Here is a 17,526-nt window from a genome sequence, read left to right on the forward strand (position 1 = left end):
GTGGTGTCGGTGCCACCGGGTGGTGTCGGTGTCAGCTGCTCCGGCACGTCGGTCAGTTGAGCATCTGGTGGAGCGCGGGGAAGACGATCAGGACGGTCATCAGCAGGGTCAGGGCGGCCCCCGGCGCGACCATCCGCTCGCTGTCGGCGTTGGCGCGGGCCAGGTCCTCGGCGAGCAGTTCGCCGCGCAGACCCTTGGCGCGGGCCCGCAGGGTGTCGTACACGGCGGCGCCGTCGGTGCCGGACAGCCGCATGATGTCCGCCACGTCCTGCAGCGGACTGAGGCCCAACTCCTCGGCCAGCGAGTCGAGTCCGGCCCACGGCGGGAGCCGGTCGGTGGCCGCGCGCTCCAGTGCGTCGCGGATCCGCCGGAAGACCGTGCCCCGGCCGACCGAGGCGGCCCGGCGCAGCGCCTCGGCGGGACCGCAGTCGGCGGCCCGCTCCAGCGCGACGAGTTCCAGGTAGGCGGCGATGCCGTGCAGGTACTCGGTGCGCGCCTCCTTGGCCTCGCCGCGCACGATGGCGTCCGGGACGAACCAGAGCAGTCCGGCCAGCAGCGGCCCGGCGACCAGCGGCAGGGCGAAGGGCAGGCCGGTGTCCATCAGCACGGCCATCGCGCCCAGGTAGGCGGGCAGCACCAGGCCGAGCGCGGCGAACAGCAGCTTGTGCACCATGAACCGGGCCGGGGTGCGGCCGATCAGGGCGAGTTCGCGGCGCGGGACGGAGACCCCGCGCAGGTGGACCGAGCGCTCGCCGACCCGGTCGTACCAGCGCGGCCGCTCGTCCGGGTCCTGCTCGCGGTCGGCGGGGACGGCGTGCAGCCGGTCCAGCGCCTGGCGCAGGTCGGGCGGCGCGGGCCGCAGTTCGGCGATCAGCAGGGCGATGCCGCCGGCCGCGGCGGCGCCGGCCAGCACGGACCAGGGCGAGATCACCGGACCTCCCCGAGCTGCTCGGCCCGCTCCGGCTGAGGCGCCCGGGCGCCCGCCCGCCGGCCGCGCCGGCTGCGCCGGTCCGGCGTCAGCAGCCGCGGCACCGGCGGATGGGAGGCCAGCGCCCGCATCCAGGCGATGATCGCCACGAACAGGGCGGCGACCACGGCGAGGACCAGCTGGCCGAGGAAGGTCCCGTACGGGCGGGTGTACTCGGTGTTGAAGGAGCCGACGGTGACGACCAGCACGATGATGCCGACCAGCCAGCGGATGGTGGTCCGGTGCTTGGCCCGGTCGGCCTCGATGGCGCGGCGCTGGCGGACCTCCTCGCGCACCGAGTCGGCCATGTCGGAGAGCGTGCGGGCCAGGCCGGGGCCACTGTCCCCGGACCGCAGCACGAGCGCGGCGAGCACCTTGTCGGCGGTGGCGTCGGCGAGGCTGTCGGCGAAGGCGTGCAGGGCCTCCTCGGGCCGCCAGCGGGCCTGCAGCCGGGCGGCCAGTTCGCCGATCTCGTCCTCCAGGGCGGCGGGCGCGGTGCGGCGGCTGGTGACGATGGCCTGGTTGAGGCCGACGCCGAGCAGCAGCACGTCGGCGATGCGCTGGGTCCATTCGGACAGCGCTTCGAGCCGCTCGATCCGGTGGGTGTCCGGGCGGGTGGTGTCGAAGAGCCAGGGCAGGCCGAAGACGGCCAGCGGGACCAGCAACGCCGTCAGCGGGATGCCGGTGAACAGCCAGGCCAGCGGCGCGCCGGCGAGCGCGAGCGGCAGCTGGACGCGGCGCAGCCGCACCATCCGCGGCGCGGCCGAACCGGGGGCGCCGTACCAGAACACGTGGGCGCGCCCGGCCAGCGGGTTGGGCCGCGCCTGGGCGTCCTCGTCGGCGGGGTCGCTGCCGCGGAACCAGGCCGCCAGGGCGACCAGGCCGCCCGCGACCGCCAGCCCGCACAGGGCGAACAGCAGCATCACCGCGCGCCACCGCCGATCCTCAGCTGCAGCGGGGTGGCCCAACTCCCGTACCGGGAGTCCAGCAGGCCGGCGTCGAAGCCGGCCCGGCGCAGGTCGTCCAGGCACTGCGGCGGGGTGTGCGGGACGGCCCGCGGCTCGCCGAGGTCCGGCCGGGGGCCGAAGACGGTGTTCAGGGCGGGCCGGCCGCTCTCGCCGAGGCCGGTGACCTCCAGGACGTGGGAGACGAAGCGGTGCCGGCGGCCGCCGACGGCGGTCTCGTCGACCATGGTGACGTGCACGATGAGGTCCAGGGCGTTGGCGGTGAGCCGGTAGGCGAGCGAGTCGGTCATGTGCGAGCCGTACTCCAGGCAGAGTTCGGCGATGCGGTCGACCACCATGTGCGGGCCGCGGGCGTGCAGGGTGCACATCGAGCCGCCCTCGCCGTTGGTCATCACCCGCAGCATCGGGACGACCTCGCCGGAGCGGACCTCCCCGACGATGATCCGGGACAGCGTCATCCGCAGCGCGGCCGGGATGAGGTCGCCGATCGTCAACTCCCCTGCCAGGCGGCCCTCGACGCGCTCGCCGTTGCCCTCGCGGGCCTCCATCGGGACGACCTGGCGCAGGTGGCCGAGGGTGTGCAGCCAGAGCTCGAACTCGGACTCCAGGGTGCCGATCCGCTCGTCCGGCGGGATCTCGGCGGCCATCGCGCGCAGCAGGCTGGTCTTGCCGACGCCCTGGGTGCCGGTGATCATCACGTTCTTCCTGGCCCGGATCGCGGCGGCCAGGAAGGCGGCCAAGGTGCCGTCCAGGGTGCCGAGTTCGACCATCTCGGGCAGCGTCGCGGAGGCCACCCGGTGGCGGCGGATCGCCACGTACGGGCGGGGTGTGACCTCGGTGAGCGCCTGCAGGCGCATGCCGCCCTCCAGCCGCAGCGCGAGCGTCGGGCTGGCGGTGGACAGGCTGCGCTCGCCGCCACCGTGCTGTCGGGCCAAGTCCTGTAGCAGCTCGACCAGTTCGGCGTCGCTGTCGGCCACCGGCGGTACCTGGCGCAGCGGTTGGTGGACCTTGGAGACCCAGACGTCGTCGCAACCGTTGATCAGGATGTTCTCGATCTCCGGGTCGTCCAGGTAGGGCTGGAGCCGGCCGGCCCGGAACAGCAGGTCGAAGACGGCCTCGGCGAGGGCGCGGTCCTGCTCCCGGGTGGGCGGAATGCCGTGGGTCTGCGCGTAGGCGTCGGACCAGCGGGCGACGGCCTCCTCGATCAGCGCCCGGCCGCGCTGGCGGCGGGTGGCGCGGTCCGGCTCAGAGCCGGAGGCGGTCGTCAACCGGGTGATCTGCTGGTGCAGTTCGGCCGCGACCTGGCGCTTGAGCTCGCGGGCGACCTGAGGGTCGACGGCCGGCCGGGTGGCGGCACCGCGCACGTCCAGCGAGGGCAGCTGGGAGGGTACGGCGGTGGGCGTCGCCGGGCCTGCGGCGGCGGCCGGGGCGGGCTGCGGCGCGACCGGGCCGGTGGCGGGGATCGGCACCGGCCCGGTCGGCGGGACCGGCCCGGTCGTGGGTGTGACCCAGGGCAGGGCGGCCGGGTCGGCCGCCGGGCGCTGGTGCAGGGGGCTACCGCGCACGGAGCACCTCCCCGGGGTTGTGCGGGTACTGCCCGTTCAGCTGCACCTGACCGTCCGTCACCGTCGGTTGTTGGAGCGGGTACTGGTCATCCGGGTCGACCCGGTCCTCCCGGTCCCCCTGGTCGCCCCGGTGGGCCTGCTGCGGCGACTGCACGTGCGCCGGGAAGGGCGCCGGCGCGGCCGGCTGCGGCGCCAGCCCGGCCAGCGGCGCCACCGGGCCGGTGACGATCACCGGCGGGACCGGCTGCGGCGGGGTGTACGACGGCGGTTCGGCGTCCACCGGGCCGTACGGCGCCTGCGCGTACCCACCCTTCCCGTACGGAGCTTGGCCGTACGGGGGCTGCCCCTGGGCGGCCTGGTCCTGGGGAGCCTGGGTGTACGACGGCTGGGCGTACGAGGTCTGGGCGTACGACGGCTGGCCGTACGCCGTCTGGCCGTACGCGGCCGGCGCGGACGTCGGCGTCGGCTGCACCGGCATCGGCACCGGACCCGGGGCCGCAACCGGGGCGGGCGCCGCCAACTGGGCCGGGGTGGCGGCCGGTTCGGCGTTCGGCGCGAGCCGCTGCCGCCGGCGGCGGACCAGCAGCTGCACCTCGTCCGCCGCGGACCGCGCCGTGCGCATCAGCTCGGAGCGGATGAACCGCCGGTCGGTGGTGTCCCCGCCGTCGGAGAGCACCTTCGCCGTCCGGACGGCGTACGGCAGCACCCCGAGCACCGGCAACCCGAGCTCGCGAGCCACCTCCGCCCGCGGGTACGGCCCTTCGGCGACCAGCAGCAGCCCGAGCGCGTCCGCGCCGGTGCCGCCGGAGGCCAGGTCCTCGGCGAGGGCGGAGAGCCGGGGCCGGATCGCGCTCAGCCCGCGCAGCGTCGTGCGGACGGTGGCCACCACCACGTCCGCCCGGCGGGCCAGCACCGCGCTGGCGCCGGTGGCGCCGGAGCGGCCGAGGTCCACGATGACGTCGTAGCCCTGCTGTTCGATGCCGTGCAGCAGTTCGGCGAGCGGTTCCCAGGTGTAGGCGAGGCCGGGGGCCTGGGTGGGGTCGGTCAGCCCGGGCAGCAGCAGGCGTTCGGCCTCGCCGTCGGGTGAGAGGTCGATCAGCTGCTCCCAGATGGTCTGGGCGAGCAACCCCCGGCGGTCCGCGACGGCCAGGTTGCGCAGCCCGTACACCGCCTCGACCCGGCCCTCCAGGGCGCCCGCGAGCACCGCGCCGCCGTCCGGGTCCGCCTCGACCAGCAGGATCCGCCGGCCGGGCTGGAGCGGCCAGGCCAGCAGCAGCGCCAGCGCGGTCGTGGTCGCGCCGGGCGCGCCCGGACCGCCGACCACCGCGATCACCGCCATCAGGCGCCCCCCGTCGCGGCCGGGGCTCCCGGCGTCCCGGGTGTCCCGGCGCCTCCGGCGGGGATGCCCGCGGAAGGCGCCCCCGCGGCGGGCGTGCCGCTCGGCGCGGGGTTCGGCGCGGCGCCGCCCCCGGCTGCGCCGGCCGAGGTGCCGCGCGGCGCCAGCAGTACCTGGATCCGCCCGCTCGCCACCCACTGCGCCAGCCGGGGACCGTCCGCGGTGCCGACCGCGACGTCGATCACCTGGCTGCCGTCGGTGTCCACCCGGCCGACGGTGATGACCGTCGCGGGCAGCGAGTCGGCCCGGCCGTTGTCGGGCGTGTAGACCACGACCAGCTGCACCCCGGGCTGCAGCCGGCTGGCGGGCAGCTGGCTGCGCTTGGCGGACACGCCGACCACGATCTGCCCGGGCTGCGCGGTGAGGCCCTGGGCCAGGTCGGCGCCGGTGAGCAGCGCGCCGCGCTTGAGGTCGGTGGCGGCGCGCAGGCCGACCGCCTTCCCCCGTTCGTCAGCGGACAGCGGGTGCAGCGCCGGGTCGCTCGCGATCCGGGCCACCACCAGGTCGTCCTCGGTGATCACCTGCCCCCACGGCACGTCCCGGGCGAGCGCCAGCACCGCGACCCGCTGGCCGGTGCTGTTGTAGAGGACGGCCCCGCCCAGCCCGCCGGCCGCGATCAGCGCGACCGCCATCGCCAGCACGGCCGGGCGGCGCCGCCGCGCTCGCATGGCCCGCCCGGGGGCGTGCGGCGCGGCCCGCCCCCGGCCCTTGCCCGGGCCGCCGCCCTGCTCCGGCTGCTCCGGGAGCGCAACGGACGCCCCGGCGCCCGCGGGTGTGCCGGATCCCGGCGTCGCGAATGTACGGTTCTCCACCGGGTTCCGCCCTTCCCTCGTTCGTCTCTGGCTCGTCGGTCACTCGTCGATCGCTCGTCGGGCGCTCGTCGGTCGCTCGTCAGTCGTTCATGCCGCTCACCGGTCCTCGTCAACGACCGGCAGCGGCCGTCAGCGACCGGCAGCGGCACGTCAGTTGAGCACCTGCATCTCGGCGACCTTGAGCCGGAAGACCGGGCTGGTCTGCTTGATGCCCTGGATCTTGAAGGTCCGCGGGTTGGACCCTCCGGTGACGACGACGGTGGCCTCCCAGTTCATCGTCACCGTCGCGGCGAAGACGCCGTCCTTCTGCTTGCCGGAGCTGGCCTTGAACAGGTAGCCGCAGTCCGGGGATTCGGCGCCCTCGTACTTGGGGTCGTACGGCGTCCCGGCCGTCGCGCACGTGGTCGACACCCCGTCACCGAAGCTCCAGTCCGCCCGCACCAGCCTGGGGGTGACAGTGACCGAGACGCCCTGCACCGCCGCCGTCCCCGGCGCGGGCGTCGCGGCGTTCTCGGCCCAGAGCCAGACCGGCGAGTTGACCACCGCCGTGCCGCCGGGCGCGACCTTGCCCACCGGCTTGCCGAAGACGACCCTCTCTCGGGCGGACTCGATGGCCATGGCCTCGGCGTCCGGCTTCGGCCCGGCCTGGGAGTTGGGCACGAAGACGACCTCGGCGCCGTCCTGGCCGCCGCCGGTCTGCGGGCAGACCTTCGAGTAGAGCGAGCCGTCCTTCGGATCGTGCCCGCCCCAGGACGGGTCGCCCGCCGCAGGCGGGTTGTCCAGCCCGCGGAAGTAGCAGCCCTGGTCGCTGTTGAACCAGCCCAACTGCGGGTCGTGGCAAGCCCAGGGGACGTCGTGGTAGCTGCACAGCTGCGGGCCGTTGTCCGTACTGCCGCCACCGCCGGTGCCCGGCTTCGTGGATCCGGGCGCGGGGGTCTTTCCGCCGGAATTGGCGCCCGCGCAGATCACGTTCGGGAAACACTGCTCGGCCCCGCCGTTCGGCGGTTCGTCCGCCGTCGCAGTCACGGCCGAGGACAGCAGCAGCCCCGCCGACATCGACGCCACGGCCGCGAATCGCCGGGCCGGTTTCCGCGCGTTCAGCATGTCCGGTCCACCTCCCGTGTGAACTCGTAGATCAGCCAATGTTCTTGGAACATGCGCAGGGACGCGGTCGCGACGTACCGGTTCAGGCGTTGGACCGGATCCTTCGCAGCCCCGGTGACGGCATCGACGCGATGCCAGTCGGTCAGGTCGACGCAGTCCTCGATCACCGCGGTTTGCGGATCGGCTTTCAGGTCGATGGCCTTGACCACCGGCGAATTGCGCGGCGTCCCGGTCATCACCACTTTGGCGTCGCGTAGTTGGCGGAGGCCGACGAGGGTGTCGGACAGGGCCCGCCCGGAGGAGTACTGCTCCAGTGTGTAGCCGTCCGAATCCGGTCGCCCGAAAACCTCGGCCTGGATCTGCCACCAGTCCTGATACGCCTTCAACGCGACCCGCCCCAGGGCCCCTTCGGGACCGTCGGTCGGCGCGATCGTGGCGTTTACCGAACCACTCGAAGGAGTTAGCGGGTTCACTCCCGCAACAGGGGGCGCAGTCGTCCCGAGGTGATCGACGGAACCGCCGGCACCACTGCTCGCACAAGCGCCGAGCAGCAACACCAGAACCGCCCCGCCGACCCCGACCGCCCCAGGGCGCAACACATTTCCGCGCTGCCGCATCGCCCCACCTCGTCGCGACCGACCAGATCAGTGATCCACGGCCGCCAGAAGAATTCCGCTGTCCCGCCGGTGTTTCCGCTGGGGATCGATTCTTCGCCAACCCACCCCATCACGGCAACACCTCAGGCCCCCTGACCTTACGCGGAAGGCGGTTCCGTCGGGGCACTTTCCCGCCACAGAACGGCCAACAGTTCTTCGGAAAGCGACAATCCGGCCAATGCGCCCCGAACCGCGGCCCGATTGCGCATCAACAGGCGCCCGCCGTGCGGCGGAACGAGCAGGCGCGCGCCCGGCGCACCCGAACTACCGGCCGGCTCACCACCGTCCGTCAGCGCCGCCACGGCGGGCTGGAGGTCCAGCGGGGCGACGGCCGCGGGGGCACCCGGGACGCCCTGGCGCAGGACGGTGGTCAGAGCCCGGCTGAACGAGCCCTCGCCGCCCGGCAGTACGGCGTCCCGGCCGCGTCTACCCGGGGCGTAGCGGCCGATCCGGCCCCACAGCGGGACGCGCGAGTAGCTCAGCAGTTCGCCCGCGCCGTCCTCGCCGCCGCCGCGCTCCAGGGCGGCCCAGGTGTCCCGGTCGGCCACCGCGTCGACCAGCAGCAGCGCCTCCTCCTGGTCCCCGTGCACCATCGCGCTGACCACCCAGTCCCAGGCCAGACCCCGGCGGTAGGCGTTGTCGGCGGTGCTGCCGCCGGTGACCAGGGCGAGCCGGCGCCCGCGCGGATCGGCCACCAACTGGCCGACCAGGCACACCACCAGCCAGCGGCCCGGGTGCTGGGCCGCGTCCCGGACGGCGGTGAGCAGCACGTTGGCGTCCGCGTCCGGCGCCGCCGTGGTGACCCGGCAGCCGGCCGCGCCGGTGTCGAAGCACATCCCGGGCAACACCTCGGCGAGCAGCCGGGCGCCGTCCGGCGCGAGCGCCGACCCGCCGAAGGCCCGGTCCGGCCCGCCGTCCGCCCCGATCACCACCAGATCGACCCCGCCCGCCATCCGTCCCCCTCCCGGCCGGCCCCGGCACCCGGGGCCGCCGCCTCCGCTGTGGTCGCCCGCCGCGCGGCGCACGGGCGGGCCGCCGTTCGCGTCACCGTCCGCCGCCGGGCAGGCTACCGCCCCGGACGGCCGCCGACGGGGCTCCCGACCCGCCCGCGCAGGGACCATGGGCCCTATCGACGCGAGCGCCGACCGGAGGACGATCGGACGCATGGAGCCTGAGGACCGTGTGGAGACCCTGAGCGAAGCCGAATGCCTACGGCTGCTCAGCACCGTGCCCGTCGGGCGCGTCGTGTACACCGAACACGCACTGCCGGCCGTCCTGCCGGTCTCCTTCGAGGTCCTGGACGGGCGGTTGGTGCTCGCCGTGCGCCGGGGAAGTGCCACCGCGCGCGGGCTTGACGGCACGGTGGTCGCCTTCCAGGCCGACCTGCTGGACCCGGTCACCCGCACCGGCTGGAGCGTGCTGGTGCACGGGCGGGCCGACCTGGTGCGCGACCCCGAACAGGTACGGCGGGTGCTGCGCTCCGGCCTGCGGCCGTGGGTGGGCGACCCGGAGCCGCTGTTCGTGGCGCTGGTGCCGGAGCTGGTGAGCGGGCGTCGGCTCTTCCCGACCGGGCACGGCTCCCCGGGCCGCGCCGCGCTGCGGCCCTGAGGTCCGGACCCCGGGTACGGCGGCCGTACGGCCGACGGTCCTCGGGCTCCGGACGGGATTCGGGCTCCGGACGGGATTCGGGCCCCGGACGGATTCGGGCCCCGGACGGATTCGGGCTCCTGACAGATACCGGTGGGTAGGCATACGCTTCCGGCGTCCTGGCCCCTCCCCGGGCCCGTCCCCCCTCCAGGAGCGCACCGTGACGACCTTCGCCTCCCTCGCCGAACTGACCTCCGCCGTCGGCACCGAGCTGGGCACCAGCGAGTGGCACACCATCGAGCAGCGGCAGATCGACCTGTTCGCCGAGGCGACCGGCGACCACCAGTGGATCCACGTGGACCCGGAGCGGGCGAAGGAGAGCCAGTTCGGCTCGACCATCGCGCACGGCTACCTGACCCAGTCGATGATCCCGGTGCTGGCGAAGGAGTGCTACGCCGTCGAGGGCGTGCGGATGGCGCTGAACTACGGCTCCGAGAAGGTGCGCTTCCCGGCCCCGGTGCCGGTGGGCACGGCGATCCGGGCCACCGCCGAGCTGGTCTCGGCCACCGAGGTGCCGGGTGGCGTCCAGGCCGTGGTGCGGTTCACCATCACGAGCGAGCAGAGCGCCAAACCGCACTGCGTCGCGGAGACGATCACCCGCTTCTACGCCTGACGGGGTCCGGCCGCTGCGGTTCGGTCGGGTACGCCGATCGGACCGCAGCGGGCTCTCCACCAGGTCCGGACGGCCCACGGCGAGTAACCTCCGACGAGATGGTTGTCGTATCGCAATGGCCCCAACCGCCACTGCGGTACGCGCCCCGGCACGCCCGGTAGCCGTGACCGTCCTTGGAGGAGCCGTGCCCCGCCCCGTCCCGTGGTTCTCCCGCCTCGCCGGTCTGTCTTCGCAGTTCGCCCCGCCATCCGCCGGCCTCGCCGCCGACCGCGCCGTCCCCGGGCTGGCCGGGCTGTCCCGGGCCGCCTGGCACCGGGTCCGGACCGATGCCTTCGGCGCCGAGCCCCGGGGCGAGCGGCTGGCCCGGATCCGCCGCTCCCCGCACTTCGCCGACGGCGCCTTCCGCAACCCGGTCCCGACCCGCCGCCTGGTGTACGAGCGCAGCCCGCTGGAGATCACCCGCGCCCAGCTGACCGGCGACAAGACCCGACGGGTCCCGGCCGCCGCCGTACCGGTGCACCGGCTGCTCCCGGTCGACCTGGCCACTCCGCCGGACTCCGGGCTGCGGCTGACCTGGCTGGGCCACGCCACCGTGCTCGCCGAGATCGGCGGACGGCGCGTCCTGCTCGACCCGGTCTGGGGCGACCGCTGCTCCCCGTTCGGCTGGACCGGGCCCAAGCGGCTGCACCCGGTGCCGCTGCCGCTGTCCGAACTCGGGCCGGTGGACGTCGTGGTGATCTCCCACGACCACTACGACCACCTCGACATGGACACCGTCCGGGCGCTGATCGGGACGGGCGCGGTGTTCGCCGTCCCGCTCGGGGTCGGGGCGCACCTGGAGCACTGGGGCGCACCGGCCGAGCAGATCGTCGAGCTGGACTGGTGGGAGTCGGCCGAGGTCGCCGGGCTGACCCTGACCGCCACCCCGGCCCGCCACTACTGCAGCCGCGGCCCGCGCACCAGCACGCTGTTCCTGTGGGCGTCCTGGGTGGTCGCCGGCGGCGGGCACCGGATCTTCCACAGCGGGGACACCGGCTACTTCCCCGGCTTCGCCGAGATCGGCCGCCGGCTGGGCCCGTTCGACGCGACGATGGTGCAGGTCGGCGCGTACAGCGACTTCTGGCCCGAGGTGCACATGACGCCCGAGGAGGGGGTCCGGGCACACCTGGACCTGGGCGGGGAGCTGCTGCTGCCGATCCACTGGTGCACCTTCAACCTCGCACTGCACCCCTGGGAGGAGCCCGCCGAGCGGGTGGTCGCCGCCGCCCACGCGCTCGGCGCCCGCCTCGCGGTCCCGCGCCCCGGCAAGCCCTTCGAGCCCGCCGACCCGCCCGCCCTCCGCCTCTGGTGGCGTGCCGTCGCCGGCAATCCGCACGGCATCGAGCCGCCCGCCGACGAGCGGGCGGCGGAAACGGCGGCCGAGGCGGGGGCTTCGGAGGCCGAGGTGCGCGAACAGATGACAGAGTTCAACGAACAGATTTCAAAGTCTGTTCGTTGAAATCTGTTCGCTGAAAGTTGTCCGCTGAAAGTTGTTCGCTGAACTCCGTTCACCCGACCGGCAGCGCCGGCGAAGGCGCCGACCCCCCGCCGCGCCGCTCAGCCCGCGAGGACGTCCCGCAGCGCCCGGGCCTCCTTGACCACTCGGCTCGACCCGCCCCTCGCCGCCGTCGCCGTCACCTCGGCCACCGGGCCGCGGGCGCCGCTGCGCCGGGCGCAGTCGGCGGCGAGGGCGAGCAGGTCACCGAGCCCTCGTACGGGCTGCTCGGCCGCGCCCAGCAGGCCGGGCAGCGCCGCCCCGAGGACCGACCACACCGTGGCGTATGCACCCGTCCCCGCCGCCGGCGTGAGCGCCGACGCCAGCCGGGTGGGCTTGACCGTGCCGCAGGCCGCCAGCTCGCCCAGCTCGCGGCCGAGCAGTCCGCCGTCCAGGTCGCCGCGCGCGGCGAGCACCAGCAGGGCGTCCACGGCCGCCGTACGGTCCTCGGTGTGCCGGGCGCCGAGGCCGTACGCCACCACCAGGTGCACCGCGAGCCCGGCCGGGCCGCCGGCCTCGGCGAGGACGGGCAGCATCCGCCCGACGCCGCGCTCGTCCCGGTCGGCGCCGGCCGCGACGTGGTCGAGCCAGCGGGCGGCCAGCTCCTCCCGGTGCCAGGGCAGCATCGCGGCCCAGTGCACGGAGGGCCACCACGGCCAGGCGCCCACCTTCCGGACCCGGGCCATGCTCGGCTCGGTGCCCTCCAGTAGCGCCCGGAACTCGGGCCCGAGCCGTTCGCCGTCCGGGCCCTCGGGCCCTGCGCCGATGCCCGGCTGGGCGACGGCGACCCGCCGGACGTCCTCCCACCACCGCTTCCCGTAGTGGTGACCGTGCCGCGAGCCCCGGCCGGGCGCGAACAGCACCCGCTCGGACGGCTGGCCGGACAGGCCTCCGGTGCGCAGCCAGTGCGCGACCCACCGGCCAGCCGGCGATCCCAGCGCCTCGGCGGCCCGCAACGTCTCGCTGTCCCGCAAGGCCCCGGCACTCGCGCCCGCCCTCGCACCCGCCCTCGCACCCGCACCCGCACCCGCACCCGGGCCGACCCGCAGCAGGGCCGCGCAGAGGTCGGCCCTGCCCGGCGTCACACCCGCCTTCTCGTACCCGGCGAGGCGTTCGACCAGCACACCCGCGTCCAGCGCGCCGCTGCTGTCGGTCGGCGTGGCCAGCAGGTAGGGCGGCCGGTCGGCGGTCACCTGCCAGGCGGCCTCCTCCATCCGGGCGGCGAGGACGGTGCCGTGGACGGTGTTGTCGCCGCCGCGCAGCCGGGAGTGACCCTTGTTCCCGAGGGAGCCCCAGAGCTGCTGCGGCGGAGTCTCGCCCGCCACGGCCGCGACGACGTAGAGGATGTCCCGGGGCTCGCAGTCGTGCCAGCGGCCGACGCCGTTCCACGGGTGCACCCGGCGGACCGGCTGCAGCGCCTCGACCAGCGCCGCGCGGTCCAGGTGGGCCTGCCGGACCAGGCCGTCCAGCACCCGTTCGAAGACGGCGACCTCCGGCTCCTCGACGGCGAGCAGGGCGGACAGCTCCATCGCCAGTTCGGCCGCCGAGGCGATCGGGGCACCCAGCGGGCGCGGCGCGGGGGCGGGCGGCAGGGTGTCGTCCCACCCGGTGTCCGGACCGTCGTCGTCCCCACCACCGACCGGCGCGCCGAACAGCTCCCCGGCCCGGCGGTGGTGAACCGGGTTCAGCGCCTCGGCCGCCAACCGCAGCCCGGGCAGCACCGCCTCCCCCGCCGCCTTCAGGTGACGGGCCACCACGTTGAGCGCCCGCTCCTGGACGCCCGGGTCCGCGGACCCGAAGGCCTGGGCCGCCGCGAGCACCACCGGCCCGGAGCGCTCGGGCGCGCGCCGGGCGGCCCGCTCCAGCCAGCCCAGTTGGGCGCGCACCAGCTTCTTCTCGGCGCGGAACAGCACCACCGCCGAGGCCTCGGCCAGCAGCTCGGGTTCGACCAGCCCGGCCTCGTCCAGCTCCGCGAGCACCCCCTGGGCGTGCCCGGCGATCACCGACAGGCCGTCCAGCAGCGCCACCACGTCCCGCGCGCGGGCCGCGTACTCCTCGGGCGTCGGGGCGAGCGCCCGCAGCACCTCCAGGAAGGCCCGCTGGTCGGCGGGCTTGCCGCCGCGCAGCAGCCGGGCCAGGCAGCAGTCGGTCACCGTCGCCCGGTCCACCACCCCGGCCGCGGCCAGCCCGGCGACGGCCTCCGGCCAGGCGTCCCCGGGGCGGGGGCCGAACCGCCAGGTCAACAGCCCACCGATGTCGGCGAGTTCGAACACCCGGGGCAGCAGCACCGGGGTGAACGAGTCGGCCCGCAGCTGGTCCAGGAGGGTCGGCTGGGGGCCTCCGCCGCTGCGCAGCCGGTCCATCCACCCGCGGACGAAGGCCTCGGTCTGCGGCACCTCGCAGCCGGTGCGCCGCACCACGGCCTCGATCATCGGGTAGTACGACCACCCCCAGCGCGGTGCAGGCCGGGCGGCGAGCCGGGTGGCCACCTCGACCTGCCACTCCACCGGCTGCGCCTCGACGAGCCGGGCCAGCGCGGGCTGCTGCGCCCAGTCGCGGACGGCGAAGTCCCGGCCACCGAGCCAGGTGGCGGCGCCGGCCGGGCCCGCGTGACAGCCGGCCCCCGCGAGCAGCAGCGCACCCCGGGCCGCGATGCCCTCCTTCGACCAGTCCTCGCGCAGCTCCTTGCGCAGCGCCTTGAGCGCGGGCAGGCAGGCCCGCCGCTGCCCGTGGTCCAAGTCGGCCACCAGCGCCGGTATCTGCGGCACCCGGCCCTCCCGGACGGCCGCCAGCAGCGCCTCGACCCCTGCGGCCTCCCGCGCCCCCGCCGCGACCACCCCCGCCACCGCCTCCGCCGCCTCCGTCGCCGCCGTGTCCACCACGCCCCCGCTCATCCCCGAACCGCCTTCGCCCCGCCCCGCCCCGACTCCCGCACCATCCCGACCGCCAGCGCGTGCTTGCACGGCCCGCGCCCGCCGCGGTACTTGGCCCACCACAGGCAGGTGCAGCTCATCCGCCCCGCGGCGTCCGTGCGCACCCGCTGGATGTGGTCGTCCACCGTGACGACGGCCGTCGCACCGCCCTCCTCCAGCCGCACCGCGCCCGCCTCGACCAGCGTCCGGGCCGCCCGCAGCCGCGGGTTGGCCGCCTCGGCCCGCCCGGCGTCGTACGGCAGCTGACGGTGGAAGTACGCGGCCTCGGCGGTGTCGTAGCCGATCTGCCCGGCGGTGCCGAGCCGGGTCAGCGCGGCGCGGACCCGCTCGGGGCTCAGGCCGGACTGCTCGGCGAGGTCCCCGACCTCGATCCGCGGCTCCCAGGCGAGCAGCACCGACACCAGCTCGGCGTCCTGCTCGGCCGTGCCGGTGGCGAGCGCGTCGAGCACCCCGCCCTCGCCGGAGAAGCCCCGGGAGGCGTCGGGCGACAGGGTGAGGGTGAGTCGCATCCCCGGCAGCACCGCCTCCCAGGCGGAGGCGGTCGGCTCCCCGGCGGACAGCGGCCCGTACGCCCGCAGGGCGAGCGCGTGCCGCAGCACCCGCTGCAGGGCGGCCAGCCGCTCCGGCCCGGGCAGGCAGACCGCGCCGGGCACCGGACGGGTGGTCGGCCGCAGCGTCCGCCCGGCCGGAACGACCCAGCCGGCGCTGCCGCGCCCGCCGCGCGGCAGCGACCGCAGGAAGCGGACCGCCTCGGCGGCGGGCAGCTCGGCGCGCAGCTCGAAGCCGGCCGCCACGACCTGGGTCTCGGCGAAGCCGCGCAGCCAGCGCTCCGGCAGCGGGACCTTCTTCTCCACCAGCGGGCCGTCGAAGGTGGTGACCTCCAGCGCGTCCGGCCCGACCGCGAGGTGCAGCGGGTCGGTCGGGCCGATCCTGGTCAGCGCCTCGCGCAGGGGGTTGTTGACGTCCACGTTGGTGGTGCCGTGGCCGATCTCGTCGCCGTCGAGCCCGGCGCCCAGCACGTCCAGCCGGGCGTAGACGCCGCAGCAGCCGGAGAAGGACTCGAAGCGCAGCCGGTCCCCGTTCGCGGTGACCACCGGGTCGAGCGAGGCGCGCAGCCTCGGCTGGAAGTAGCGCGCGGCGGCGACGTCCGCGACGGCCAGCAGCGCGGCGGCGGCCGGCGCCGGATCGGCCAGGAAGCCCGCGAAGAAGCGCGGGTTGGCGACGGCGCCGAGCGGGGTGGCGCCCCCGGAGGTGGCCAGGTCGAGGCGCCGGCCGTCGGCGCCGTCCAGGACGGCCGACGGGCGCAGATAGGCGTACGCGTGTGCGGATTGCGTCATGCCGAGCACGCTAGGTGAGGGGTCTGACAGTCCATCGGGCCGCTACTGGACTGAAACGTGTTCTACAGATCGCCGACAGAGCGACCAGGGGCCGCACACAGCCCGCCCCGCCCCCTGGGCGTTACCCACGTCACACCACGACACGGTTGGCTTCTGCCACTATTGCCCCGTGACCGACCTGACCGAACCGCACGTCCGGGCCGCCCAGCCGACCGCCCGGCCGACCGCCCCGTTCGCCGATCTGCTGGCGCTGGAGCAGCTGGACGAGAACACGTTCCGGGGCTTCTGCCACGCCGGCGCCCCGATGCGCACCTTCGGCGGCCACGTCGCCGCGCAGGCCCTCGTCGCCGCCGGGCGCACCGTCGAGGACCGGCGCCCGGTGCACTCGATGCACGGCTACTTCCTGCTCCCGGGCACCCCGGCCCGGCCGATCGACTACCTGGTCGAGCGGGTGCGCGAGGGCGTCTCCTACACCACCCGCCGGGTGACGGCCGTCCAGGATCGGAACGAGATCTTCTCGCTGACCGCCTCCTTCAAGCACCCCGAGCCGGCCGCCGACCGCCGCCGCGGGATGCCGCCGCTGCCCGACCCGGAGTCCCTGCCGGACGCCGTCGCCCACGCGCCCGCCGAGGTCCGCAGGATGGTCGCGGCGACCGGCGGCTTCCAGGACCTCGACGTCCGCTTCGTCCCTCCGGGTGCCCCGGGCGTGCCGCCGGCCGCGCCCGGGCTGCTCCAGCAGTTCGTCTGGATGCGCACCGCCTCCCGGCTGCCGGACGGCGACCCGCTGCTGCACGCCGGCGCGCTCGCCTACCTCTCCGACCTCACCCTGGCCGCCACCGCCGGGCTGGACGAGCAGCAGAACTTCTTCCAGCGCACCGAGCCGCCGACCCTGCTGATGGCCTCGCTGGACCACGCGATGTGGTTCCACCGCCCGTTCCGGGCCGACGAGTGGCTGCTGTTCGCCCAGCGCAGCCCGTCCGCCTCGGACGGCCGGGGCCTGGCGCTCGGCGAGTTCTACGACCGGGACGGCCTCCTGGTCGCCTCCGCCGTCCAGGAGGCCCTGATCCGCCGCCAGCCGTAGCACCCGACCCGACGCCCGACCGGCACCCGACCGGTATCCGACCGCCGCCCGGCCCGCCCCGGCACCCCGCCGGGAGGACCGGTGACCTCCCGGCGAACGGAAGGGGGCCGGTCGGCGTCATACTCCTGAGCGGCCCCGCCCCGTATCATGGTGCGGGTGACCAAGGTTGACCTGTCACCACGGCCGGTGGAGGCGATGTCTCCGCGTCAGCTCGAACGCCGCGAATCCCTGATCGCGGCCGCGCTCGCCCTGGTGAACGAGATCGGCGTCGAGCGGCTGCAGATGAAGCAGGTTTGCGAGCGGTCCGGAGTCGCCCTGGGGACGGCGTACCGCTACTTCTCCTCCAAGGACCACCTCCTGGCGGCGGCGATCGCCGAGTGGCACCGCCTGCTGCTGGCCGACCTGGTGGCCGAGTTGCGCGGGCCCAGGGGCGGTGCGGGGGCCACCGACCGGGCGGTCCGGTTCGTCCGGGGCGGGATGCGGGCCTACCAACGGCAGCCCGAACTCGCCCGGCTGCGGGTGGCCGTGGCCGCCTCCACCGACCCCTTCGCCAGCGAGGCGCTACAGGGCATGGCCCGGGCCGACAGTACCGCCCTGCAGGCGGTGACGGCCGAGGTGCCGGCCGCCGCGAGCGACCTGGTGCGGCACATCGTCGCCCACGCCTGGCAGGGCGAGCTGACCGCCTGGGTGACCGGCCGCACCACGCTCGGAGACGCCCGGCGGCGCCTGGAGGACGTGGTGCGGCTGGTGCTGACCCCGTACGAGACGCGGTACCCCGCCCCGTACGAGGTCCAGTCCACCGGCTGACCCCGGGCAGGCTCGAAACCGGCGTCACCGACCCGGCTCGGACCACCCGTCACCCGAGTCGGATCGGACCACCGCCGCCGGGCGGTCTCAGACCACCGTCACCGGGCGG

Annotated in this window: 15 protein-coding genes; 5 read left to right on the plus strand and 10 right to left on the minus strand. The window is 75.5% G+C overall.

Translation table 11 applies throughout. The features are described from left to right. Positions 1–52: 52 nt before the first annotated feature. The 8 genes from CRP52_RS04935 to CRP52_RS04970 form a co-directional block, all read right to left on the minus strand. Positions 53–931 (minus strand): hypothetical protein, encoded by an 879-nt coding sequence (locus tag CRP52_RS04935; protein ID WP_097235263.1) that lies wholly within the window; start codon positions 929–931, stop codon positions 53–55. After that, positions 928–1,890, minus strand: coding sequence for a type II secretion system F family protein (locus CRP52_RS04940; RefSeq protein WP_097235264.1), 963 nt, complete (start codon positions 1,888–1,890; stop codon positions 928–930). The genes CRP52_RS04935 and CRP52_RS04940 overlap by 4 nt, the downstream gene beginning before the upstream one ends. Further along, positions 1,890–3,497 carry a CpaF family protein gene (locus CRP52_RS04945; RefSeq protein ID WP_257032292.1) on the minus strand — a complete coding sequence of 536 codons (1,608 nt, stop codon included), beginning with the start codon at positions 3,495–3,497 and terminating at the stop codon, positions 1,890–1,892. Before CRP52_RS04945 ends, CRP52_RS04940 begins: the two co-directional genes overlap by 1 nt. Beyond that, complete coding sequence (locus tag CRP52_RS40365; RefSeq protein ID WP_179852688.1) at positions 3,487–4,836, minus strand: hypothetical protein; 1,350 nt, start codon at positions 4,834–4,836, stop codon at positions 3,487–3,489. Before CRP52_RS40365 ends, CRP52_RS04945 begins: the two co-directional genes overlap by 11 nt. Then, positions 4,836–5,705, minus strand: coding sequence for an SAF domain-containing protein (locus CRP52_RS04955; protein ID WP_257032293.1), 870 nt, complete (start codon positions 5,703–5,705; stop codon positions 4,836–4,838). The genes CRP52_RS40365 and CRP52_RS04955 overlap by 1 nt, the downstream gene beginning before the upstream one ends. Before the next feature lie 150 nt (positions 5,706–5,855). Then, on the minus strand, positions 5,856–6,809 hold the full coding sequence (locus tag CRP52_RS04960) for a hypothetical protein (protein ID WP_097235265.1): 954 nt from the start codon (positions 6,807–6,809) through the stop codon (positions 5,856–5,858). Continuing rightward, entirely contained in the window at positions 6,803–7,426 is a 624-nt protein-coding gene (locus tag CRP52_RS37560) for a hypothetical protein (RefSeq protein WP_143685648.1), read from the minus strand. Before CRP52_RS37560 ends, CRP52_RS04960 begins: the two co-directional genes overlap by 7 nt. 137 nt (positions 7,427–7,563) lie before the next feature. Continuing rightward, complete coding sequence (locus tag CRP52_RS04970) at positions 7,564–8,418, minus strand: hypothetical protein (RefSeq protein ID WP_097235267.1); 855 nt, start codon at positions 8,416–8,418, stop codon at positions 7,564–7,566. A 211-nt stretch (positions 8,419–8,629) separates the two neighbouring features. Here CRP52_RS04970 and CRP52_RS04975 point away from each other — a divergent pair, with 211 nt between their 5' ends. The 3 genes from CRP52_RS04975 to CRP52_RS04985 all read left to right on the plus strand — a co-directional run bounded on the left by CRP52_RS04975 (position 8,630) and on the right by CRP52_RS04985 (position 11,223). Next, positions 8,630–9,073, plus strand: coding sequence for a pyridoxamine 5'-phosphate oxidase family protein (locus CRP52_RS04975; RefSeq protein ID WP_097235268.1), 444 nt, complete (start codon positions 8,630–8,632; stop codon positions 9,071–9,073). Between the two features lie 199 nt (positions 9,074–9,272). Further along, positions 9,273–9,725, plus strand: a complete 453-nt coding sequence (locus CRP52_RS04980; RefSeq protein ID WP_097235269.1) for a MaoC family dehydratase — start codon at positions 9,273–9,275, stop codon at positions 9,723–9,725. Between the two features lie 283 nt (positions 9,726–10,008). Continuing rightward, positions 10,009–11,223: an MBL fold metallo-hydrolase gene (locus CRP52_RS04985; protein ID WP_257033001.1), complete on the plus strand. Its 1,215-nt coding sequence runs from the start codon at positions 10,009–10,011 to the stop codon at positions 11,221–11,223. A gap of 98 nt (positions 11,224–11,321) precedes the next feature. Here the strand turns inward: CRP52_RS04985 and CRP52_RS04990 are convergent, their stop codons facing one another. Beyond that, positions 11,322–14,153: a DUF6493 family protein gene (locus CRP52_RS04990; RefSeq protein WP_179852689.1), complete on the minus strand. Its 2,832-nt coding sequence runs from the start codon at positions 14,151–14,153 to the stop codon at positions 11,322–11,324. Next, the gene (locus CRP52_RS04995; RefSeq protein WP_097239842.1) at positions 14,150–15,529 is read right to left on the minus strand and encodes an SWIM zinc finger family protein; all 1,380 of its coding nucleotides are present in this window, start codon (positions 15,527–15,529) and stop codon (positions 14,150–14,152) included. Before CRP52_RS04995 ends, CRP52_RS04990 begins: the two co-directional genes overlap by 4 nt. A 169-nt stretch (positions 15,530–15,698) precedes the next feature. Here CRP52_RS04995 and CRP52_RS05000 point away from each other — a divergent pair, with 169 nt between their 5' ends. Further along, positions 15,699–16,610, plus strand: coding sequence for an acyl-CoA thioesterase (locus tag CRP52_RS05000; RefSeq protein ID WP_306458839.1), 912 nt, complete (start codon positions 15,699–15,701; stop codon positions 16,608–16,610). Positions 16,611–16,766: 156 nt separating this feature from the next. Beyond that, the gene (locus tag CRP52_RS05005; protein WP_218893065.1) at positions 16,767–17,417 is read left to right on the plus strand and encodes a TetR/AcrR family transcriptional regulator; all 651 of its coding nucleotides are present in this window, start codon (positions 16,767–16,769) and stop codon (positions 17,415–17,417) included. Positions 17,418–17,526 lie beyond the last annotated feature (109 nt).

The organism is Streptomyces sp. 1331.2 (assembly GCF_900199205.1).
In the GTDB taxonomy this organism is placed as follows: Bacteria; Actinomycetota; Actinomycetes; order Streptomycetales; family Streptomycetaceae; genus Kitasatospora.

Coding starts and splice junctions, on each gene's coding strand:
- CRP52_RS04940 (WP_097235264.1), bottom strand. CDS start 1,890: ATGCTGCTGTTCGCCCTGTGCGGGCTGGCGGTCGCGGGCGGCCTGGTC.
- CRP52_RS04995 (WP_097239842.1), bottom strand. CDS start 15,529: ATGACGCAATCCGCACACGCGTACGCCTATCTGCGCCCGTCGGCCGTC.
- CRP52_RS40365 (WP_179852688.1), bottom strand. CDS start 4,836: ATGGCGGTGATCGCGGTGGTCGGCGGTCCGGGCGCGCCCGGCGCGACC.
- CRP52_RS04975 (WP_097235268.1), top strand. CDS start 8,630: ATGGAGCCTGAGGACCGTGTGGAGACCCTGAGCGAAGCCGAATGCCTA.
- CRP52_RS37560 (WP_143685648.1), bottom strand. CDS start 7,426: ATGCGGCAGCGCGGAAATGTGTTGCGCCCTGGGGCGGTCGGGGTCGGC.
- CRP52_RS04970 (WP_097235267.1), bottom strand. CDS start 8,418: ATGGCGGGCGGGGTCGATCTGGTGGTGATCGGGGCGGACGGCGGGCCG.
- CRP52_RS04960 (WP_097235265.1), bottom strand. CDS start 6,809: ATGCTGAACGCGCGGAAACCGGCCCGGCGATTCGCGGCCGTGGCGTCG.
- CRP52_RS04990 (WP_179852689.1), bottom strand. CDS start 14,153: ATGAGCGGGGGCGTGGTGGACACGGCGGCGACGGAGGCGGCGGAGGCG.